At 36.2% G+C, this 21804-nt stretch carries 15 protein-coding genes, 2 pseudogenes and 1 other annotated feature; of the genes and pseudogenes, 4 read left to right on the plus strand and 13 right to left on the minus strand.

Translation table 11 applies throughout. The features are described 5' to 3' along the window. The first annotated feature begins 93 nt into the window (after nt 1-93). Nucleotides 94-735 carry an FMN-dependent NADH-azoreductase gene (locus ACIP9G_RS10040; RefSeq protein ID WP_401019059.1) on the plus strand — a complete coding sequence of 214 codons (642 nt, stop codon included), beginning with the start codon at nt 94-96 and terminating at the stop codon, nt 733-735. Nucleotides 736-829: 94 nt separating this feature from the next. On the opposite strand, the gene ACIP9G_RS10045 is transcribed toward ACIP9G_RS10040, so the two are convergent. From ACIP9G_RS10045 to ACIP9G_RS10055, 3 genes are all read right to left on the minus strand, one after another. Further along, nucleotides 830-1267 (minus strand): DUF5412 family protein, encoded by a 438-nt coding sequence (locus tag ACIP9G_RS10045; RefSeq protein ID WP_401019060.1) that lies wholly within the window; start codon nt 1265-1267, stop codon nt 830-832. A gap of 345 nt (nt 1268-1612) precedes the next feature. Then, nucleotides 1613-2866, minus strand: coding sequence for a DUF445 domain-containing protein (locus ACIP9G_RS10050; RefSeq protein WP_401019062.1), 1254 nt, complete (start codon nt 2864-2866; stop codon nt 1613-1615). Nucleotides 2867-3038: 172 nt separating this feature from the next. Then, nucleotides 3039-3929 carry a LysR family transcriptional regulator gene (locus tag ACIP9G_RS10055; RefSeq protein ID WP_401019063.1) on the minus strand — a complete coding sequence of 297 codons (891 nt, stop codon included), beginning with the start codon at nt 3927-3929 and terminating at the stop codon, nt 3039-3041. Between the two features lie 134 nt (nt 3930-4063). Here ACIP9G_RS10055 and ACIP9G_RS10060 point away from each other — a divergent pair, with 134 nt between their 5' ends. Further along, nucleotides 4064-5074, plus strand: a complete 1011-nt coding sequence (locus tag ACIP9G_RS10060) for an alpha/beta fold hydrolase (RefSeq protein WP_401019065.1) — start codon at nt 4064-4066, stop codon at nt 5072-5074. A 331-nt stretch (nt 5075-5405) separates the two neighbouring features. Further along, nucleotides 5406-5807: pseudogene (locus ACIP9G_RS10065) on the plus strand (MFS transporter); the annotation flags it as partial. A 235-nt stretch (nt 5808-6042) separates the two neighbouring features. Here ACIP9G_RS10065 and ACIP9G_RS10070 read toward each other — a convergent pair. From ACIP9G_RS10070 to ACIP9G_RS10100, 7 genes and pseudogenes are all read right to left on the minus strand, one after another. After that, the gene (locus ACIP9G_RS10070; RefSeq protein WP_340825655.1) at nt 6043-6456 is read right to left on the minus strand and encodes a GNAT family N-acetyltransferase; all 414 of its coding nucleotides are present in this window, start codon (nt 6454-6456) and stop codon (nt 6043-6045) included. A gap of 25 nt (nt 6457-6481) precedes the next feature. After that, the gene (locus ACIP9G_RS10075) at nt 6482-7708 is read right to left on the minus strand and encodes an MFS transporter (RefSeq protein WP_401019066.1); all 1227 of its coding nucleotides are present in this window, start codon (nt 7706-7708) and stop codon (nt 6482-6484) included. 64 nt (nt 7709-7772) lie between these two features. Continuing rightward, nucleotides 7773-8034, minus strand: a binding site (T-box leader). 114 nt (nt 8035-8148) lie between these two features. Beyond that, on the minus strand, nt 8149-8571 hold the full coding sequence (locus ACIP9G_RS10080; RefSeq protein ID WP_401019092.1) for a stage III sporulation protein AH: 423 nt from the start codon (nt 8569-8571) through the stop codon (nt 8149-8151). Nucleotides 8572-9056: 485 nt separating this feature from the next. Continuing rightward, nucleotides 9057-9968, minus strand: a complete 912-nt coding sequence (locus ACIP9G_RS10085; RefSeq protein ID WP_401019067.1) for a D-alanine--D-alanine ligase — start codon at nt 9966-9968, stop codon at nt 9057-9059. Then, nucleotides 9965-11422, minus strand: a complete 1458-nt coding sequence (pdxR, locus tag ACIP9G_RS10090) for a MocR-like pyridoxine biosynthesis transcription factor PdxR (protein ID WP_401019093.1) — start codon at nt 11420-11422, stop codon at nt 9965-9967. Before pdxR ends, ACIP9G_RS10085 begins: the two co-directional genes overlap by 4 nt. A gap of 388 nt (nt 11423-11810) precedes the next feature. Beyond that, nucleotides 11811-11984: pseudogene (locus ACIP9G_RS10095) on the minus strand (protein kinase); the annotation flags it as partial. Nucleotides 11985-12228: 244 nt separating this feature from the next. After that, nucleotides 12229-13317 (minus strand): phosphotransferase enzyme family protein, encoded by a 1089-nt coding sequence (locus tag ACIP9G_RS10100; protein WP_401019069.1) that lies wholly within the window; start codon nt 13315-13317, stop codon nt 12229-12231. A gap of 431 nt (nt 13318-13748) precedes the next feature. Here ACIP9G_RS10100 and ACIP9G_RS10105 point away from each other — a divergent pair, with 431 nt between their 5' ends. Next, nucleotides 13749-14165: a DUF3888 domain-containing protein gene (locus tag ACIP9G_RS10105; RefSeq protein WP_401019070.1), complete on the plus strand. Its 417-nt coding sequence runs from the start codon at nt 13749-13751 to the stop codon at nt 14163-14165. 279 nt (nt 14166-14444) lie between these two features. Here the strand turns inward: ACIP9G_RS10105 and ACIP9G_RS10110 are convergent, their stop codons facing one another. The 3 genes from ACIP9G_RS10110 to ACIP9G_RS10120 form a co-directional block, all read right to left on the minus strand. Beyond that, on the minus strand, nt 14445-15614 hold the full coding sequence (locus ACIP9G_RS10110; RefSeq protein WP_340825666.1) for an NHL domain-containing protein: 1170 nt from the start codon (nt 15612-15614) through the stop codon (nt 14445-14447). 34 nt (nt 15615-15648) lie between these two features. Then, nucleotides 15649-17610, minus strand: a complete 1962-nt coding sequence (locus ACIP9G_RS10115; RefSeq protein WP_401019072.1) for a FecR family protein — start codon at nt 17608-17610, stop codon at nt 15649-15651. A 666-nt stretch (nt 17611-18276) separates the two neighbouring features. Further along, nucleotides 18277-21423: a chitobiase/beta-hexosaminidase C-terminal domain-containing protein gene (locus ACIP9G_RS10120; RefSeq protein WP_401019073.1), complete on the minus strand. Its 3147-nt coding sequence runs from the start codon at nt 21421-21423 to the stop codon at nt 18277-18279. Between the last annotated feature and the right edge of the window lie 381 nt (nt 21424-21804).

Below are 21804 nucleotides of genomic sequence, written 5' to 3' on the forward strand. Positions count from 1 at the left end.
AAAAAGCTATATATTAATTACGGATAAATATTATCCACGATTATTATTATCTACAATCAATATTGTATAGGAAATTTTAGGAGGAAAACAACTTTGAGTAAACTTTTGGTCATCAATGCACATCCTGAATTCGATTCTACAACTTCCGTTAGTTTAAATGCCTTACGTAATTTTATGAACTTTTATAGAGAAGAAAATTCTAATGAAGAAATCATTGAGCAAATAAATTTATATGACGATTATATTCCTCAGTTGGATAAAACTATTTTCGACGCTTGGAATAAACAAGCAAACAAAGAGGAGCTAACTGATGAACAATTAAATGCTATCACACGTATGAATGAGTTAGTCCAACAATTTAAAAGTGCCAATAAATATGTCATTGCTTATCCATTGCACAACTTCAATGTACCTTCAAAATTGAAAGATTATATGGATAATATTTTGATTGCTCGAGAAACATTTAAATATACTGAAAACGGTTCAGTTGGATTGTTAAATGACGGTAGGAGTATGGTTATTATCCAAGGAAGTGGTTCTATTTATACTAATAACGATTGGTATACAGAAGTAGAGTACTCCCATAAATATTTGAAATCTATGTTTAATTTTATGGGCTTAGAAGATTATAAAATTATGCGTGTTCAAGGATCCTCTATAATAAATCGGGAAGAACTTTTGAAAAATACTGCAAAAGAAGCCCAGCAATTAGCGTCCCAATTAGCTAATAAATAAAGAAATGAAAAAGGGAAGAAAGCGATATTTTCCGCTTCTTCCCTTTTTACTACTATATTCTGGCTTTGGGACCTCATTGGTGGAATAAGAAAAATTAGTCTTGATAGCAAGTCTCATAATCATCTTTCATTAACAAGCTTTTACAAGCCAACCCATTTTCATGATAAATTTCTTTTTCAACTTTTAATTCGATACTTCTATTTGAATTCGGAAAATTAGGTTCATCATTAAGAATGTACAGGGTATCTGTATCGAGCCACTTCATAGCAAAATTACTTTTTGCATCACTATAATAAATAATTTGTACTTTATCATTCACAATATTATTTGTAATTTCCACCCATACATTAACACCACCTGCTGCACCACCAAATGGCTCGTAATAAGCATTAGCAGTATACTTTTCTGTAGGGGATATAACAGGTCCGGGTCCCTTTTGGACGAATTCTCTGTCTATTTCACTAAATGTAAAAAAATATGTTTCATATAGATAAATGGACGAAACTAAAGCAATCCCAGATAGCGTTGCCAACAGCATTTTTTTAGGAAAAGGTTTCTTTTTAATGAAGGCAATTATTATGTTAGTACATAAAATTAAAAATAAAATAATAGTTATAAATGCAATTAAGAGACCGAATAAAATTAAAATAAAAATCCTCCTTTCTTAAGCTCAAACACAATCATTTCATATAATAATTCCTTCAATATCCCACCTTATAACAACTCTTCTATTTACATTTCTCCATTTTCCCTTTTCAGCTAACTTACCTCGTTAACACAAGAAGCGATTGCTCTAATTGAACAATCGCACTCCGTTAAATGAAATGTTACTTAAGTATTCGGTAACGTATTCCTGAGAGATCCTTACTAATTTATCTTATATAATAGTTTTCAAAATCGTTAAGATAATGCCTATGAAAAATCCGCATACAGCTCCATTCACTCGTATCCATTGTAGATCCTTACCAATGTTATTTTCCATCATATTAATAAGTGTTTCGTTATCCAATTTTTCCAGATTTTCTTTCACAAGAACGCCTATTTTTGAATGGTTCTTATCAAGGTAGTATATAATTTGATTTTGAATCCAATTTTCAATACTTTCCATTTTCTTAGGTGTTTCTAGTATGTTATTTATAAAGCTTCGAATAAATGAAATGATATACCTTTCAATAAATTCTTCATCTTCAGCTAGAACTATCAACTTTTTCTGTAGTTGCTTTAGAATCTCAGTAATTTGATCTATCGAGCTCCAATTGTTTACTTGTGTATCCTTCCAATTATTAATTTCAACCATTAATTCTTCCTTATCAGGTAAGCCTTCTAACTCTTCGCGAATTCGGGAAAGAATCAAATGCCTATATGGGTTATCCTCTCTTTGTAAAAGAGTGATTCTTTTAAGAATAAATGGTTGAAGCATATTCCCTAGCTTTTCCTCATTTACTAAATTGCGAAAAGAACTAATAGCCAACTTTAAAAAACCCTCTGCTTCGATATTATCAAGTAATTGTTTGGCTATTACTCCTATTTTTTGCTTTGTCTCTTCTTTTGATATCCACTTTTCGATTTCAGTCAAGCTATAGTTCAAAGTTTTTTCATCTAATTTTTCGTTTAGTGCTAGGGTAATCGTAGATTGAAGAATTTTTTCTACTTTTAAAGCGTGAAGATATTCCTTTACCTCTTTTTCAATAGACGGAGCTATTTTTTCTAAATTTGCAAAGCTGATTATCTCCTTAAGAATCGAACTAATTCTTCTTTTCAAAGTTGCTGCTGACAATTCTTTCTCAGCAATTTGTAGGAGTTTATCTGCAAATTGAATTTGTTTGATTTTCTCTATAATACTTTCTTTAGTCAGCCAATCTTTTTCAAGCATAGATATAAGAGCTTTAATCATTCTATCTCGGTTTTTTGGAAGCAATGCCGTATGTGGAATGGGGATACCCAGAGGATGTCGAAAAAGAGCTGTAACAGCAAACCAATCTGCCAGTCCACCAACTAGTCCTGCCTCAAATCCACCTTGCAATAATCGACCCATAAAGGTCTCTTGAAAAGGAATCGTTATAAGAAAACCTGCACCCATAACGCCTAAAGAAATTTTCGCTAAATAATTTGATTTTTTTCCGTTTTTCATCAATGTAATCAACCTTTTAAATTATTCTTGATACAAATTTGTTTTAATTAAATTTTGAATTTTATTATTTACATTTGTCGTTTTTTCCTCTGTTTTTAAAAACCGCACTTACTTATGATATTGTTCACCGAAACTAATATTAAATTCTTTATAAAAATAAAATTTTATAACGTCAATTATTCAAAAGAGTATCTCTAGCCGAGTTCAAAAAAGCTTCGATGGCAGGCGAAATCCATTTCTCTTCATGCCAAAACATTTGGGTTGCAAATGATGTGGCTGTCAAATCCCACGGCAACGGGACCAATTCTCCCCTACTTACTTCTGCTGTCACGGCCATTTCAGGCAATATGGCAATGCCCATTCCTATTATCGTACATTGTTTAATCGCCTCGGCGCTGTTAAATTCTAATTCGGTAATTCCACCCATGCCTTTTTGCGAAAGACTTCGTTCAAAAAACGTGCGATAGGAGCATCCCTTCTCCGTCAACAAAAAGGTCTCACCATTAAAATCTCCAATAACTAACTCAGTACGTGCAGCCAAAGGATGATCAGGTGATGCCAATAAATAAAAGGGCTCATCCAGCATTTTTTCTCCGCAAAATCCTATTTCACCCTTGTCCTCATCCAGCATAAAAATAATATCCGCGTCCCCTTCCCGCAAGCTCTGTTTAAGGTTCGAATGAGCAAGCGGCCGAAACATAAGTCGAATTCCTGGATAGCGTAAGCGAAAGCGGCGTAGTACTGCTGGAAGCCGATACGCGCACAATGTTTCATCCGCACTGATGATCACCGTACCCGTCACCTCGCCAGATTGCTTAACGGCATGCTGCGCTTCTTCAAGTTCACTCAATATGTCTGCTACATAGCCGAGAAAACGTCTCCCTGCATCTGTCAGAATCACTTTTTTACCTAGTCTGTCCACTAGCTTGACACCTAGTTCTTCCTCCAATGCCTTCATCTGCATCGTAACCGTTGAGGGGACATAGTTTTGCACTTCTGCAGCGCGGCTAAAATTGAGTGTGGAAGCAAGCGTATAAAAGGTCTTTAGTTGGCGTAATTCCATCTTACCTACCACCCCTTAGTTCAAAAATAATGAACGTTCTATTCAAAAACGTTTCTTTGACTTAACAATAGCACCATCGTACAGTTATCACAAGAAAGGCAATCCATCTTTAACTATGAAAAGGAGTTTTTTACATGAAAGATTATGAACTTTACGAACTAGGTGATGTTCTGTTGCAATCTGGTGACACTCTGCCAAATGCCATTCTCGCCTACAAAACATACGGAACACTAAATGCAGAAAAAAATAATGTAATTGTTTATCCTACCTGGTTTGCAGGTCTACATACCGATAATGAATGGCTAATCGGAACTGGCAAGGCACTGGATCCAGAAAAGTATTTCATCATCATACCAAATATGCTTGGTAATGGATTATCCTCTTCACCAAGCAATACGCCACCACCTTATCATAAATCGAATTTTCCACTAATTTCGATTTATGATAACGTGCGACTACAGCATCAATTGGTTACTCAAAAGTTTGGTATTACAAAAATTGCACTCGTTGTTGGCTGGTCACTAGGTGCTGTGCAGACCTTTCAATGGGGAGCAAGTTATCCCGATATGATCGAACGAATCGCTCCATTCGGTGGTACTGCCATGACCCGACCACATGCAAAGGTTGTATTTGAAGGAATGATTGCTGCCCTTCAGGCTGATTCTAACTGGAAGAATGGCTTTTACACACAGCAACCTACAGCAGGATTGGCAGCCATGGGGCGAGTCTATGCAGCTTGGGGCTTCTCGCAGGCTTATTATTTGGAACAGCTTTATCAGCAAGAAGGCTACCAAACACTCGAGGAATACCTTGTAGACTACTGGGATCAAGTGTTTTTGACCTTTGATGCCAATGACCTGATCACCATGTTACGTACCGGAATGACTGGCAATATTTGTGCAAATCCAGCATATGACGGCGATTTTGAACTTGCTTTAAGTAAAATTACAGCACGGGCGTTGGTCATGCCAGGAAGTACAGATCTTTTCTTTCCCCCCCAGGACAACAAATATGAGGTACAACAAATGCCAAATGCCCACTTTCTCCCGATTGAATCGAAGTGGGGGCATTGCGCAGGAATTGGACAGCATGATCCAGATTCCGTATTTATAGATAAAAACCTAAAAATGTTACTACTTGAATAAAATCTTCAAACACTTGATTTTCCCTTGCATGGGAAGCTGTCTACTTCCATTATGTTATAGATTGAGAGTGATATTTTAAAAAAATCAGTATGTTTACTAGGCCATGTAAAGTATTCTTAAAAACATTCACTATTATGATCAGATTGGAACTTTGCTTGTACAGCCTGTGTTGCTTTAGCAAAATAGATTGTGAAAAATAACTATCAGATTTAGGAAAACGAACTTGGTAGGGAAATATATTTACCATTATCTACAACAGAAGAAGCACTATTACTGGAAATACAAATTCCAATTGCAAATAGATAACTAGAGGAGGAGTGGTGGTTGAGCTGGGCAATTGGCAGATGCAAAAGGATCGAGATTCACAATTTGTCTCGGATTGCTTTTACAGGGACTAACGCTTATTGTGTTCGCTATAGCTGGAGTCAATCTCTTTGTCTTGATCTTCGTTTTAATGATTTTTATGTTAGCAACATGGAGTATTTCCCCTGCCCAACAGCTTTTTCTAGTCACTCTAGTGCCTCGAAATCCGGACATTGCCCTAAGCGTAAATACGTCCTTTATTCAATTTGGCTTTGCGCTTGGATCTGGATTAGGTGGGCTTGTCATCAGTCGTACCTCTATTCTAACTTTGAATTGGGTTGGTTTGGGTGCTGTAAGCATCGCTTTACTTCTTGCCATCTTGCTTTTTAAAAAAATGAATAGTGGAATTAAAACTACTATTCATCTCTAAAGAAAATGAAATAGCCCCAATATGCCTACACCCTTCCTTTATATTGAAATACCAGGTTAATCATCGGCATATTCAAATATAGGTAGGGTGTTTTTATAATAGCAGAAATTTTAATATTTCAATCCTCTGGCGGTCAACTTTTCACACCACGCATTTCAATGTAAATGCAACTATGTACTTTTTCAATTAACACCCCCATTTTTACACGAGCAATTATTGTTGCAACGATTGAATCTTAAAGATTTTTTGTGTAATAATATCTTTTACCCGTTAGCGGATAATCATGAAGTACAAATTCTTCTTTATAGCCTAGCTTGACGTAAAAATCAGGTGCTTGAAAACTAAACGTATTGAGGAAGGCGTATTTGCATCCTCTATTAATAGCAATCTTCTCAACTTTCCTCATCAATTCAGTACCAATATGCTGACCTCGCAGTTCTTCACTTACCCATAAATACTCTACTTCTAACCAATTTCCATGTGTCTCACCAATTAAACCTGCAACTCTATTTCCTTCTTCATCCTCTACAAATAGACCAATATCTTTTACTAACTTATCTTCAATGTTCTCAAGATTGTATTTTAATAACTGTTGAAAAATATGTTCTTTTTCCTCTTTCGTAACCTTTTCTGATTCAATGTATTTCATTTTACCGCCTCCTATTTGTGATTCGTTAACTGTTTAAAGAAGAAACTTCTTTTTTAAAATACTCCTGCCGTTTTGCTGCTGTTACAGCCTTCAATGCTAATAACCCTAATAAGAAAAAGGCAATTGAACCTATTAACCCTATAGGACGGATTGACGTTAATTCAGCAGCTAAACCTATTAAAACTGTTAAAGCAACAATGAAACCTGCTTCTATAACACTAAAGATACTTCCGAATCTTCCCATCATCCCTACAGGAACATGATTTTGGTAGAACGTCAAATATCCTGTATTGGCAAACGTTACAGCAAATCCTATTAAAAATACACTAGGTGCTGCACTAAAAAAGCCGTTCGAACTATAAAGTACGAGATAACCTATTGATGTAAAAATGGTACCAATACCTATTAATAGATTAACTGCCAGTTGTTTCGAAAATACTGAATTAATAATTGATCCAATTATTATGCCAGCTCCAAAAATACTTAATAAAAACCCATAATTGGTGTCTGATATTAAAAGTACACCTTTAGCAAAGGCTGCCTCGAGAGAATCTATTGCAGTCATGAATATCGTAGTACCACTAAATAATAAATATATCTTTGTGATATAGGTATTGCCCTTACTGAAATTAATAACAACCCGAAAATCATTTTTTATTAAATCCCATGTAAATCTTTGCACTTCTGTTTCTTTGAGTTTTGTTTCAACATTAGGTAGCATCATTATAATTAGTGCTGAAAAAAATAAAGCGACTGCATTGATATGGATGGCGGTATATGGGGTAGCCATCCAAAATAAAATCCCAGCAATGGCAGGGCCTATTAGTGAACCACAAGAGTTGATAAAACTACGTAGTGCATTAAAACGTTGCCGATCTTTTTCTGGTATTAGTTTCGTCATGTAAACCATAGAGGTAGGTTGAAAAATAGCACTTCCCATATTAATGATAAACGCTAGTACATACACGTAAATAAATGAAGGTAAAAAAGGTATTAACGCAATACAGATTGCTCTGAAAATATCTAAACCCATCATTAGAAGCCGTGTATTAACCCGATCAATTAAGCTTCCTGCCCAAGCATTCGAACAAATCGTTGCAATAGGGCCGAGTATATATAAAAAAGCAATTGCAAGTGGGGAACCTGTTTCATTCAATAGAATTAAATTCAGTGCGATTAGGTAAACCCAAGCACCGACATTTGAAATACCTATTCCCCCTAATAGTATTAAAGGATATTTCCATCTGGACATCATCACCACTCCTATTTTATTTGTTGTTAAACAAAATAAAAAAACTCACCCCCAAGATTTTTATCTTGGGGGCGAGTCATATCGCGGTGCCACCCCAGTTCATTTCTACATTGCTGCAGAAGCCTTATCAAGTACAGCTGTGTGAATAAGTCACCAGCGATACTCTATCTCGTTAACGTGAGAAGACGTTGCATCATCATTGTTCCTAAACAAATCCAATGCACAGCTCCAAGGCTTGTTTCAACACATTTCCTATCCCTCTTTTTCAGCTTCCAGAGGTCTCTTTAGATAGTACGCATGTTTACTCTTCTTTTCATAGCTTTTTATATGTAATTTTGTAAATCTTATACTATTTTAAATCGAAATTCAATACAAAAACGGCTATTTATTATTAAAACCCAACTTATTTATTTTTATTGAACTAATATGCTTCTTCCGTGTTAGTTCAATAAGAAACTATCCCATATTTTTTCATCAACCCTAAAAAAACCTTCGTGCGAACATGCTGCTAGTAAACATTGATCATCTTGATAAAACATTAAATCCTCAGGTAATTCCGGTGTAATCCACCCAAAAAGTGAGTCGCTACGTTGCTTTAGAAATTGTGTGGTAACGTTATTTAAATGAAAATAATAAACATATGCTGTACCTTCACCCAGCACTGTTGTCTCCCACTTTCTTTGAATTTTTCTTTCGATTATTTGGTCTTTAATTTCTGCTATTAATTCATCAATAAAGGCTAGTCTCAATTGTTCATCATCCATTAATCGACTATTCTCTACGAACGCAAAACGGTTACATCTTGTTGCTAAAAACTCGATAAGATGTTGATATCGTTTTCCTTCAACTTTTTCTGTAATCATTATCAATTTTAAATCCCCCTCATTTTTTGATTGGCTATCACAATACCTTCTTTGCCATCAATAACCAAATTATAGCATTCACTCTAAAATACCATATTTTATAGTAGACTGTGAGCATTACATATTAAGTTGATTGGAGCGGAGGACGGGCGACTCCTGCTGGAACGCACAGTACGTAAGACGCAACAGACCGCGCGTTAGCGAGGGTTGGGCTTACCGTGTGCCCGCGGAAAGCCCCCGTTCGTAGCGAAAATCAACGGCAGGAGACATCACTTCAATATTAATTTTAAATAAAAAAGGACTGTAGACAAACTCGAAAATCTTCGAGTTTGTCTACAGTCTGAGCTTGGTAGTAAAACATACCAAGTTGTTTTCTTTCTTGCGCATTTAGTGAACATAACAGTCGGCTATGAACAAGCACCTTCAACGTGCGCGTTGCTCAAAATTTATTAGTACATTACTTTTGTGTACGTCTTCAGCACATTTTAAATACCTTTTCTCCTCACTTTAAGTGAATGTTCAATGATTAAGTCAAGTAGCTTATGATAAGGAATACCCGCTCCTTGTGCACTTTTTGGTAGCAAACTATTTTTCGTCATCCCTGGTAATGTATTAACTTCCATCACATAAGGGATACCATTTTGAATCATCATGTCGATTCGGGCGTAAACACTACATTTCAATGAATTATAGCAAGTCATAGCAGCTAAAGAGACACGTGCCTGTGTTTCGGGAGGGAGTTGAACTACCTCTTCAATCGTAGCCACATCATTATATTTGGAGGTATAATCAAAAAACTCTCCCTGATGACGAATCGAAATCACCGGTAAAAGCTTTCCATCCAAAATGGAACATGTAATTTCCTCTCCCATAATTAGCTTTTCAATTATCACTTCGGAATCCCATTTGAATACTTCTGCAATTGCTGGCTTTAGTGTTTCTTTATCATAAACAATTTTTACTCCCACACTTGAACCGCCTGAATTAGGTTTTACAACTAGCGGGAAACCCATTTTGTCTAGTTCATCTATTTTTATTTCTTCCATGTTTGTAAGGTGAATCCAATCCGGTGTTTGCACGCCTTCAAAGCGGATGATTTTTTTTGAGATATTTTTATCCATACATAAGCTGCTGGATAGGATGCTACTCCCTGTATATGGAACTCCCATAGTTTCAAGAGTACCTTGAATAGTGCCATCCTCACCGAATTTGCCATGCAGCGCCAGTAGTGCAATGTCAAGATTGTTTACCTTTTCCACTAATTCTTCTTTGTTCTCTATGTGAATCGGTACAATTTCATACTTATGTTTATCTAAATGTGCGATCATTTCTTCACCTGTCATAATCGAAACTTGTTTCTCAGAAGAAATTCCTCCCATAATTATGCCAACTCTCATTTTTCTAGCCCCCCATAATTATTTTTTAACGTTTCCCCAATGATTTTTATGCCCTGAATAATCTCTCTTTCATTCAACCGAGAAAATCCTAATCGTAAAGTATGGTTTCCACTGCTGTCCGTATGAAAAACATTTCCTGGTATGAAAACAACGCCTCTTTGATAACATTTTTCTAAAAGCTTTCGTGAATCAATGTGGTCTTCAAGTTCTATAAAAATGTGAAGTCCTCCGTCACCCGTTATTCGTTTGAAAGGAATAAATTGCTTACAATAATGAACGGTTAATTCATACTTTTTCTTATAGACAGATTTAGCTTTTTTTATATACTTCTCAAAGTATCCATCAATCAAATATTGATATAACACAGCTTGATCTAATGTGGACGTATGAATTGTTCGAGCTCTTTTCATACTTTCTAAGTAATTAATTAAATCTTTATCTGCCAATATCCAGCCAATCCGTAAACCAGGAAAAAGAATTTTAGAAAAGCTGCTAATATAAATAACATTATTACCTTGTCCGGCGAAGGACGCCAATGATGCGAGATGTGACCCTGAATAACGTAATTCTTCATTAAATCCATTTTCAATGATAGGAAGCTGATATGCAGAAAACAAATCCATGATTTCTTTCCTTTTTTTTGAAGACGTTACGATTCCAGTGGGATTATGGTAGGACGGAATTAAGTACGCAAAATCATATTCTTTTTTTGATAGCATTGTTTCCAGTTGACTAATATTGACACCATCATTATCCATTTCGATTCCTTCAATTTCGAAGCCATGTAATCGAAAGAGCTTAAGAGCAGAGTCATTGGTTGGATTTTCACAAATAACACGACCGCTCTTTTTATTTAAAGATGATAAAATGAGATCCAGACCTTCCGTGAACCCATTGGTAATTAAAATATCTTTATTTCGAGTGTCTACTCCTTTAATTTCCATGTAGCGAAGTAAGTATTCGATAAGTGGTTTATAGCCCTTTGCATATCCATAGTTAAGAACAATATCTCCTTCAATGGACATCCGATTTAAAAAAGCCCGTTTGAAATTTTCTATATCAAAAAGCTTTTCATCGGGTGCGATGCTATTAAACGAAATAATTTCCTTATTCCAGCGTACACCTTGCTTTTTTAGGTCCAATTCATCCGCCAAAAAGGTTTGCTCGTTAACTTTTTCAGTCCAATTTAACTGGATGGATGGGGATTTGATTATCTCAACATGACTGACAAAGTTTCCCTTTCCCTTTACCGCATAGATAAGCCCTTCTTGTTCCAGATCCGCATAAGCTGTTAGAACGGTATTTCGGCTAATTGATAATAAAGAACAGAGTTCACGAGTGGATGGAAGCTTTTGGTGCTCAAGTAAATGCCCGTTCGTTATCATTCTTTTTAAATATTCCTTAAGTTGTATATATACAGGACGACCTTCCGTAATCTTAAAATCGTTAAACACTCCATTCATCTCCTTGCTAACATTTTTACATTCCTGCACTGATTTCAAAAGGTCCACCCAATATGTATTTTTACTGTCTTGTGGTAGCTGAGTGGAACTAACATGTTTTTAAATAGGCAATTGTTCATTTCATTTTAATACAATATATAGAAACTTGAAATTTAAGTAATTATTATTACAGTGTTTCTAGTGAAATTGGAAAAACTTTAATATGCTATTCAGGTTGAACATGATAAATAATTATGGAATTATATCTGACCTTATTCATGATGAAAGACCCTTTCCTTATCCAAGGAAAGCGCCCAATTGTGGAAGATTCAGATTAGTTTTTCCATAAACCGTTTGTGTCTAGGAAAGAATATTTTTTTCAATTCTCATTCTAAAATGGGTCAATAACTTCTTTTAGTTTTATAAATAAGAGAAGCTTTTCTAACAAATCCTTTGGGAGATCATTTTCAACTTGGTATCCCTCGATGATTGCTTTTGTAATACAGCTTCCATATTCAATGATGTTCCCACCATCGACAAATGCATACTCTATCGCACTATATATTGGAACAGCTCTTAAAAATCAATCATTGACAGTTTTAAATGACACTAACTCCAACCACTCGATAGCCTCCCTATGTGTAGTGTATGAGTCAACATATTGGTGCTGGTCTGTTAAATATGAAATAGGCTCGATTCCCATTTAGTGGAATCGAGCCCCTTTTTTTATATCATTTTTCAACTGTTGCTTTATTAAACTAAAGCACCTGAATGTTTAATACCCGAAAATAACGATATACCGTCCTCACATTTGGAAATTAGTGCATTGAGGATTGAATATTTCGTTCCTCACACTCGAAAGGTTCTTCGCATGAGAAAACTTCATGGAAAAATCCCTTATATGGTATATCTTCTTCGAGGCATTTTATACTATATGACAACTCTTCATCACACGCCAGCTCTTCACCGCTGTTCCGCATAACCTCGAAATCATCTATAATATTTTCCATAACAGTAATTTGGATAAATAAGGGCAGATTATTCAACATCGAATCTTCGATTTTGGTTTCAGATGTGTATCCCTCGAGTACTGTTTTAAAATAATCATCCATAAAGTCTTTTCGTTTACCCGCATCTGGTTCGAATTGTATCCAGCCCAATCCAAGCATCCAGGCATTTGCCAAATCATACATATACCAACAGAAACAAGAGTTATCGAAATCAAATACAGTGATTTGCCCGGTATCAAAGTCAATCATATAATTACCATCATTGTAATCAAAATGTACCATACCGTATGACTCAGAGTTCTTGTCCAACCCTTCTAATGCTGTAAGGAGCTCAACCATCTTCTCCTTAAGCAGTGGTAACGTATCCGGTATCAGATTGTCGATATACTCGGCATTGTATTTATCAAAGAAACTATATCGGCGATGAACAGGAGCATAGCCTTTCGACAATTGGTGCAGCTTCCCGAGAACTTTGCCACAGTTATAATAGTATTCCGTAATTGGAACTCCTTCGCGATACTGATAATGATTTTCGACAAGCATTTTTCCCCTAGCCTTTTCAAACAGGCAAACAAAAAAGGTGTGATTATTATGAGTGATCTCTTCCAGTAGATTCCCCTTCCGAGAGCTAATCACATTCGAGACATTACCGCCATGCTCGAATAAATATTGAATATATTCAACTTCTCCCAGCAAATCCTCTCGGCTCCTGTCATTTAAAAAGGCGATTCTGAGTATTTTTGCACTAGCGCCTTCTTTCTCACAGTTATAAACGACATTCCGCCCTCCGTCATGAGCATTAATTAAACTTATTTCATAGCCTTCCAACTCGTACAACTCTGAAACTAGTGGACTTAAATAAGCTTCGTATATTTTAGCAACTTCATTATAGGTCATATATCTTCTCCCTTAGCTCTATATTAGTTAAAAACACTGTTAGTAATAATCTGAAGGATCTGCAACCTTTGTGCATCAGTTCAAAATTAATTAAATTCTGATTACAAAATTTTATAAGCTGATCTTTAAATATTCCAACATCCCCTTTTTCTATTGAAATAATTGACTAACTTTACTTACATTTCTCTACAATCCATCTTTAATGTTAACATAAATACCATTTTTAGAAAAATATGTTTTTTTAATAAGCTGACCTTTTTACCGAAAAAGGCTCAATTCATCTTCAATAATCGCATCTGATTGTGGAAAATGATAAGCATTTTCCTTGTTTAACTATAGCCCTCAGTTACTTCAATAAGTACATACTTTATTCAATAAAGGTAATAATACAATTTATTATGTAAAGACCTTAAAGAGGTGTATTTAGGAACATGAAAAAGAAAATACTCGTTTTACTCCTATCCCTTGCACTAATTACATCTTTTCAAACAACAACTGTTTCATTTTCTGAACCGATGCAGGATTCTAACGAGCTAAGATTAGAGGATATGCTCATGCTCATGCTTACTCCTTATATTGAAAAAGATTTGAATAGCTATTATTATCCGAAGATTTTTAAGGATGTTTCACCACATGTTACTCCATGGAAAATTGAAGTTATTGAAACTAGAAGAGTAAATAATTTTCGTGGCTTTATATTGCAAATTACATTTAAAATTGAACCTACAGATGGTGGTCAGTATATCCCTTTGGGGAAGGACCGAATGACTTATGAAATATCTTATGGACCTGATGTTAAACTGATAAATCACACTCACCTCAAGACGTATAAATATCCACCAGAATAATCTGGGGCATTGGAATAAAGTTTGATTAGAAAAACTTCACAAACCTATATTCAAAAATAAAAGACTCTCCTCTACACAAATATCAGCAAAGGAAAGTCTTATTAAGTAATATCTATGTTGTTCAACCATCGCGCCCGATTGTTGAACAACGAATATAAAACCTTTTTACCACATACCCTCGATATTTAACTTTGATACGGTTCACCGAGATGTGGCTAAGTGAGGTTTTTTACTTTAAATCTATTATTGTGCATTTGCGAATTTCATATAGCCACAACTTCACTTTGACTCAACAAAACGAATACTATTGTGGTAGCTATCTACTACAAGAAGGGATCCTTCAGGTAATACTAAAATGTCCGTTGGGTAGTATAGTGGGCTTTCACTGCCGCTAGTTCCTCCGACAACGGTTGTTACTTTACCATTCGACAAGTAGCGAATGGCATGATTTAAAGTATCTGTAATTAAAAGTCCACCGTCATTTGTAATCGCTAAACCTTTTGGAAAATTAAATTGAGCGGATAACGCTAAGCCATTTTTGTAATCTCCATCAGCATACAAATTAGTAGATTTGGAAATTGTGCTACTTTTAGTAACGTTCCCAGCAACAGTTGAAACTGTATTAGAAGCAAAATCAATATACCGAATAAGCTGATTCCCACTATCGCTTACATACAAGTTCCCTTTTTTGTCTATCACAAGGGCAGAGGGTTCATTAAATTTTGCGTCCACTAGTTTTCCATCTGCAAAATCTCCAGCTAATTCTATTTCTCCTTCTTCTATTTGTGCCACTCTATCGGAATAAGCATTTAACGTGCTAACTTTTCCATTTGTATCAATCTTTCGGATAACGTGGTTTAATGTATCCGCCACATACAACGTTCCATCCTTTGCAACTGCAACATCTTGAGGATTATTAAACCTCGCTTGCATGCCATCTTGATTGCCGATAAAACCATCCCCTGCAACTGTTGCCACGTTACCATCTTTCGTAATCTTACGAATAACATTGTTGTTGGCATCAGCAATGAAAATCGTATCATTTTTATCTACTGCCATTCCCATAGGATTGTTAAATACCGACATTTCTTTCTTGTCATCATGCCAGCCACCTAGAGGGTTACCATGCGTATCGGTATCAAATGTTATGCCCGCATAAGTAGAGACAACGTTACTTTTGATCATTCGTATTGTTTGATTTTTACTATCTGCAACTAAAATAGAACCGTCTGATAGTGAAACAATACTATTTGGCTTACGGAATGAAGTAGCTTCTGCTTTGCCATTTGCACTACTATATTCCCCGTTACCTGCAAAATTAGAGACAGAAACGCCATCCTTCAAATAAGCCGGCAAAACTAATTCATCCTGCCTCGAACTACTTGCAAATACAGTAATTGATGAGAATAATAAAGCCGCCGTTATTGCGGGGGAAACAAATAATTTCATACACTTATTCTTCACTAGATATCCCTTTCTTTCATCATGGAGTAGGAACTAAATCTTCTATAGGATTCTCTGTTTGAAAGTTGATCGTTTTATTGGCTAGAACATTCGAACTTTCATCTAATGCTAAAATTTCTAGTATATAAGACTTTCCTGACTGTAACTCATCGTCAGTAAAATTATAGACATCAATTATTTCATCGTACGTTTTTACTAATTCTCCGTTTAAGTAAACTTCATATATAGTAGCATTAACATAATGAGCCCAGTGTACTTTTATATAATTAGTACCAACACTTAATTCCTCTATAACTAGTTCTGAAACGATAGGTATTTCAACTAGTCGCTCAACAGCATTTTTTATCGCTTCTGTTTTTTCTACTTTTTCACTATCATTTGTTTCATTCATAGCTAGTGCCGCTACTAATCTTTCCCAAGTATCCGGGGTATAGCGTATTGAATTTGTTGGGATGCTAGACTTGGCAATCATTAAATTATGGTCAATAACCGTTATTAATCCAGCTACAGCTAATTTAATAGCTTCTGTTTTCTCTATTTTTTCACTGTTACTTGTCTCTCTCAGTCCTAATGCAAATACTATTCGGCTCCAACTTTCCTCGGTATAACGCTCCGAAGATATGGGAACTGTTGCTTTTGCTTTTGCAAGATTAGTATCTATATCTGATGTAACTGGACCAGGGTTTTCACTTGGTTGTGATGGTGATGTAGGAACAGGAGCTTCTGCTTCTGCTTCTGCTTCTGCTTTTGATTTAGAATCTGATGCCGCTTCTTCTTGTTTCTTCTTTTCTAATTCCAATGCTTTTAATCTTTCTTCTAATGCCTTTCTTTTTTCTTCATCCAGCTTTAGTTGTAGATTTTCTAGTGCTTTTTTTCGCGCAGCTTCTTCCACTGCTTTCTTCTGCTCTTCTTGCTTCCTAAGCTGTTCTTGTAGCTTATTTAAAATATCTTGGTTCTGTTGCTTTAATTGTTCTTGCTTTTGTTTTTCTTCCTCTTGTTTCTTCTTTCTTTCCTCTTCAAGCTTTTGAAGGAGTGCCATTTTTTCTTTTTCTGCATCCGTTAACTGTAGTGGTAGTGTTTTATCCAAATCGAGGTCAAAGTTTATATTGTATTGTTCCTTTAGTTTTTTTATTAATTTTTCAATTTCCTGTTGGCTTATTTTTTTCTGTTGAATAGCTTCATTTACTATATTACCGACAAGGTTTTGTAAGTTTTGGTTAAGTCGATTTATATCTTCTTTATTTAATTGTTGCCCCTGTTGAAGTTCTGCTATATATTGTTCATTCTCTTTATCTATGGCCGCTTTACTCCGAAGTATTGCTTCTATTAAAGTCGGGTCCATATTTGTTATAAGACCATCTAAATCAACGATATTCACATCTCCGCTATTATTTAATAATTGTTGACTTGGAAACACAAAAGTACTATCTCCACTTCCCTGATTATTTGGGCTCACATTAACAATTCCTGATCCAACAAAAACTGAAGAATTACCTGTATTTGGATCAACGCCTACAAAAAAGTTTGTACCTTTCACATTCATTGTAGAAGAGGGCGTTCCTATTTCAAATTTATCTTTTGAATGCTTTAAAGGTGTTACTTTTGCCCAAATGGAACCGTTCCACATTGTTAGCTTAGTGCGTTTATTTTCTTTAGCTTCATCTAAATTAACTATAGAAAATTCCGTATTTTCACTAACAGTAATTTCATCATTCGTATCTGGAATAATTAATCTCAAACTAGCATACGGATTTGTTGAAATTCGATCTCCTTGTTGCAATGTCATGCCCTCATATGCCCGTATTAACTTAACACCAGCACTTTTTTGAATCATAACAGTTCCGCGGACTTCCTCAATTTTAATACTTCTATTGGTTGCCGCTTCCGCATCAATAACGCAATATTTAGAAAAAATAACACACAACATGATGATAGGAATAAACAGAATAAATAGTTTTTTACTATACGATTTTATTTGCATACTTTCCTCCTTAGAAATAATTTTTACTAAATAAAATAGTTTTCCATTAATTTTAACTAATTTCCCCTAACTACAATACTAACAAATGTTAATGTTTGTTAAATAAATTTGATTAACATAAAAGCATTTATATTAAAGTTTATATTTTAACTAAATTAAATAGCCCTACTAAAGACAAATTTCTATACTCATTCAATGCCCTAAATCGCTCTAGTGGATTTACGAAGTATGCTGTAACTTCTGACAATGATATTAAAATATTTTATTCATATTGCTGAAGAAAACTTTACAATGGAATCTAAAAAAAGTCTTAGTTAAAATGATTATCGTATTCCGCTCAAGATGCGTTTCCGAAACTTATGTAATTTCAATGGGCTTAAAAGAACCACCTAGAACACTAACGTTCTAGGTGGTCATATTAAATTAAATATTGAGTCCATTTCTGTTCCGGTTCGTGCAGTTTTATATAGTAGAAACCCACTCGTTTAGCACAAATACTGATCAAAACAAGTGGGTTTCGTTTTTGTTTGAGCATAATTTTTATAAAAGAGATTGATTAACACGCTTCGTTTTTGTAAAACTGCTTCTACAGGTAGGAATGTTCCCAATTAAAAACTACACATGTTGCGGCGTTATCCTTGCAAGCCATACATGTGTAGTTTCTATTTATTTATTGACTATTCTTTCGGTTGCAGCCGACTCGATTTCTCCAATAGCCCAATGGGTAGAAGGGACATCACTAAAGGTAGACATTGGGATGTCTTCTAAAACTGGACGTTCGAATAATTGGTTAAGTACTTTCACAGCTTGTGCACGTGTTAAGGAACCGTTTGGATTAAATGTCGTTTCACTATTACCCGTCATAATTCCCGATTCACTCACTTGTTCGATTGCACTTGCGGCCCAGTGGGTTGATGAAACGTCTGTATAGGATTTGGCTTTTCCAGAGACATGGCAGATTGTTTTTGATGGCTCCTTTACACATCCAGTTTCGAGCCAATGAGTTACTACAGTGGCCATTTGTGCACGTGTAATTGTGCCGTTTGGATTAAATGTCGTTTCCGTTGTGCCATTAAATAAACCTGTTTGCTTCACTACTTCAATCGCATCTTTTGAATGGTGGTAGATTGTATCTTTAAAAGAACTATTCATAGTTGTTGGGATGTCTCCGTTGGTTAAAAAACGCGCTAACATCGTTGCCATTTGTGCACGTGTCACAGGGGCATTTGGTTTGAATGAGCCATCAGGGTACCCCTGGATGTAGGGTGCTAATCGGTTCACTTCTTCATCTTGCACTTCTGAAGTATAAAGTAGACTAAATGTTGAGAAGTGATCTACTTCAAACTGGAACCCTTTCACACCTGGTTCAAATTCAACAATACGTCCTCGTTTTACTTCTGCTGTTCCGTTACTATGCTCAATATAAACGACTAATGATGCTATTTGCTCCTCTGTCGCATCAGCTGGGATTGGTAAAGTGACTATTACTGGTCTACTTTGCAGATTCGTTTTTATTGCGACTGTATCCCCTAATAGGTTAACGGACATTTTATTTGTTATGAAATCTTGTACTTTCTGATTTTGAGCAGCGTTTTCTTCGATTACTTTCCGTTCTGTTTGCTCAATAGGAGCGATTCGGAAAAATAGATTGTCTGTAAAATCATTTAATGATGTATGTGGAACACGTATTGTGGCGTTTGCTAATTGAATGAACAAGTCTACTTTCTGTTTTGCCAAATATTCAACGGCAGCACGTTGCACTGTCAGTGTTGTATCGACATTAGCTGCTTCTGCTGGGAAAATAACACCGACAACTCGCTCTTTCTCGCTCGCCAATTGCTGAATAATCGCCTGTACATTTTCTAAGGTCACGTTACCCAGATAGCTTATTTCGCCATTTTCCACAACACGCTGTATCAAAATTTGATGCGATGGCGATGGCGGTGACGGGTTCAGGCCCGATGTACCTGCTGGCAATAGTGTGTAACTCTCACTCATAATAGGACTGTTGGGAATACCTACTTTTATCGCAATCGCTTTAATTGTCATATCACTTGTTACACTGATAGGCGATGTATAAGGAATAGAAGTATTACTTGGCGTACTACCATCTGTTGTGTAATAGATTGTTGCTCCCACTGTAGCGGTTGATAACGTTATAGTTGTACCGGACGTTACAGTTCCGCCACGTATACTCGCAGTAGGTGTTTCTGCTGGTATTATCGTGTAGCTCTCGCTCATAACTTGGCTGTCTGGAGTGCCTGCCTTGACGGCGATTGCCTTGATTGTTATATTGCTCGTTACGCTAATTGGCGATGTGTAAGGTATAGAAGCATTACTTGGCGTACTACCATCTGTTGTGTAATAGATTGTTGCTCCCACTGTAGCGGTTAATAACGTTATAGTTGTACCAGACGTTACAGTTCCGCCACGTATATTCGCTGTAGGTGTTTCTGCTGGTATTATCGTGTAGCTCTCGCTCATAACTTGGCTATCTGGAGTGCCTGCCTTGACTGCGATTGCCTTGATTGTCATATTGTTCGTTACGCTAATTGGCGATGTGTAAGGTATAGAAGCATTACTTGGCGTACTACCATCTGTTGTGTAATAGATTGTTGCCCCCACTGTAGCGGTTGATAACGTTATAGTTGTACCGGACGTTACAGTTCCGCCACGTATATTCGCAGTAGGTATTTCTGCTGGCATTATCGTGTAGCTCTCGCTCATAACTTGGCTGTCTGGAATGCCTGCCTTGACTGCGATTGCCTTGATTGTTATATTGCTCGTTACGCTAATTGGCGATGTGTAAGGTATAGAAGCATTACTTGGCGTACTACCATCTGTTGTGTAATAGATGGTTGCTCCCACTGTAGAGGTCGATAACTCTACAGTTGTGCCGGACGTTACGACTCCACTAGGTGGATTCGCCGTAGGCATACTGGCTGGTGATACAACCGTATGGGCTGTTGTAAGGGAAGAACCGTCTATTGCGTTTCCATCCCTTGTGTACTCGATTCGCAATTGATGATCACCTAGTGCTAAATTCGTAATTGCGAAAGAGGTCGACGAATAAGCATAGTTATCAAGGTTTAAATTATAGGGTTGGTAGTTATTAGGTGAAGTTCCTTGACCCTTGAGAGTTATCGTCCCGTTCGCTTCCAGTATCATTTCTCCCACGTAACGAACTGGCGCTACATTTTCCCACACCTTAACAATACGATTCATTGAATCTACCGCTACAAGCTTTGTGTATTCAGTATTGGCTGAATACGAAAAGGTCCAATAAGTAAGGCCGTTCCATTCAATCGTGTCCACAGTAGTGTAACCGCTGGAGCAGGTGGCACAGATCAAGTTTGCGCCCGCCACAGCAGGTGCATCATATTGAGACCTGTTCTTAATAATCGGTTCGCTGCTTAAGATCTCCGTAGAATCTAATAAAGTATTACCATCATATAACTTAATGACAGCCCCTGGAACAAACTCATTAACAGAAGCATTAATCTGAACACTACTGCCATAAACCGATGTGGAGGGAACTTCTAATCTCACATCCAACGACGTTGAAGCTCCAACTGCCAGCCTTTGGAATGACCCCACGTCCTTTGGTATCATCACTGCTTGATTATTAATTTTATCAGGTATGGTAATATCTTTAGCTGTTCCTTTGTATTTTGTAATGGTTACGCCTGTACTATTGGTCTGCATTTCAAAATCTACTTCACTATTTACTGCACTAGCGCCATATACTGTTATATTTCCCCATTGTAAATGAATGAGTAACACTATTAGGAATAGGCTAGGTATTTTTTTCATGTAGTCTTCTCCCATTCTCTTTTTTTCCTCTGTAGTAGCAATCTCCACTCAATTTGCTTACATATAACTTCATAATAAGTTAAGTTAAAAGATAGTAATACTGACAAATGTTAATGGTTTGACAATTAACATTCCAAATGCGGAGCCAGCATGCAAGTTTACGGTAAAAAATAGGTTACAGAGTTGTACCCTTACGAACCTAATCTTCTAAGAAGTTCATAGTTCATACTTCTCCTATTTTGTTTGAATGCTCCTATTTTATTGACATAAAAACACCCCTTTAGACTGAAGTGACCCCTAAAAGTTAGACACGGTTTTTTCATTTAGGCAGCTTGGGTAAACTGAGTTCGGTATTGTACCGGACTCAGTTTTAATTTTGCC

This window comes from Lysinibacillus sp. NPDC093197 (genome assembly GCF_044754025.1).
In the GTDB taxonomy this organism is placed as follows: domain Bacteria; phylum Bacillota; class Bacilli; order Bacillales_A; family Planococcaceae; genus Lysinibacillus.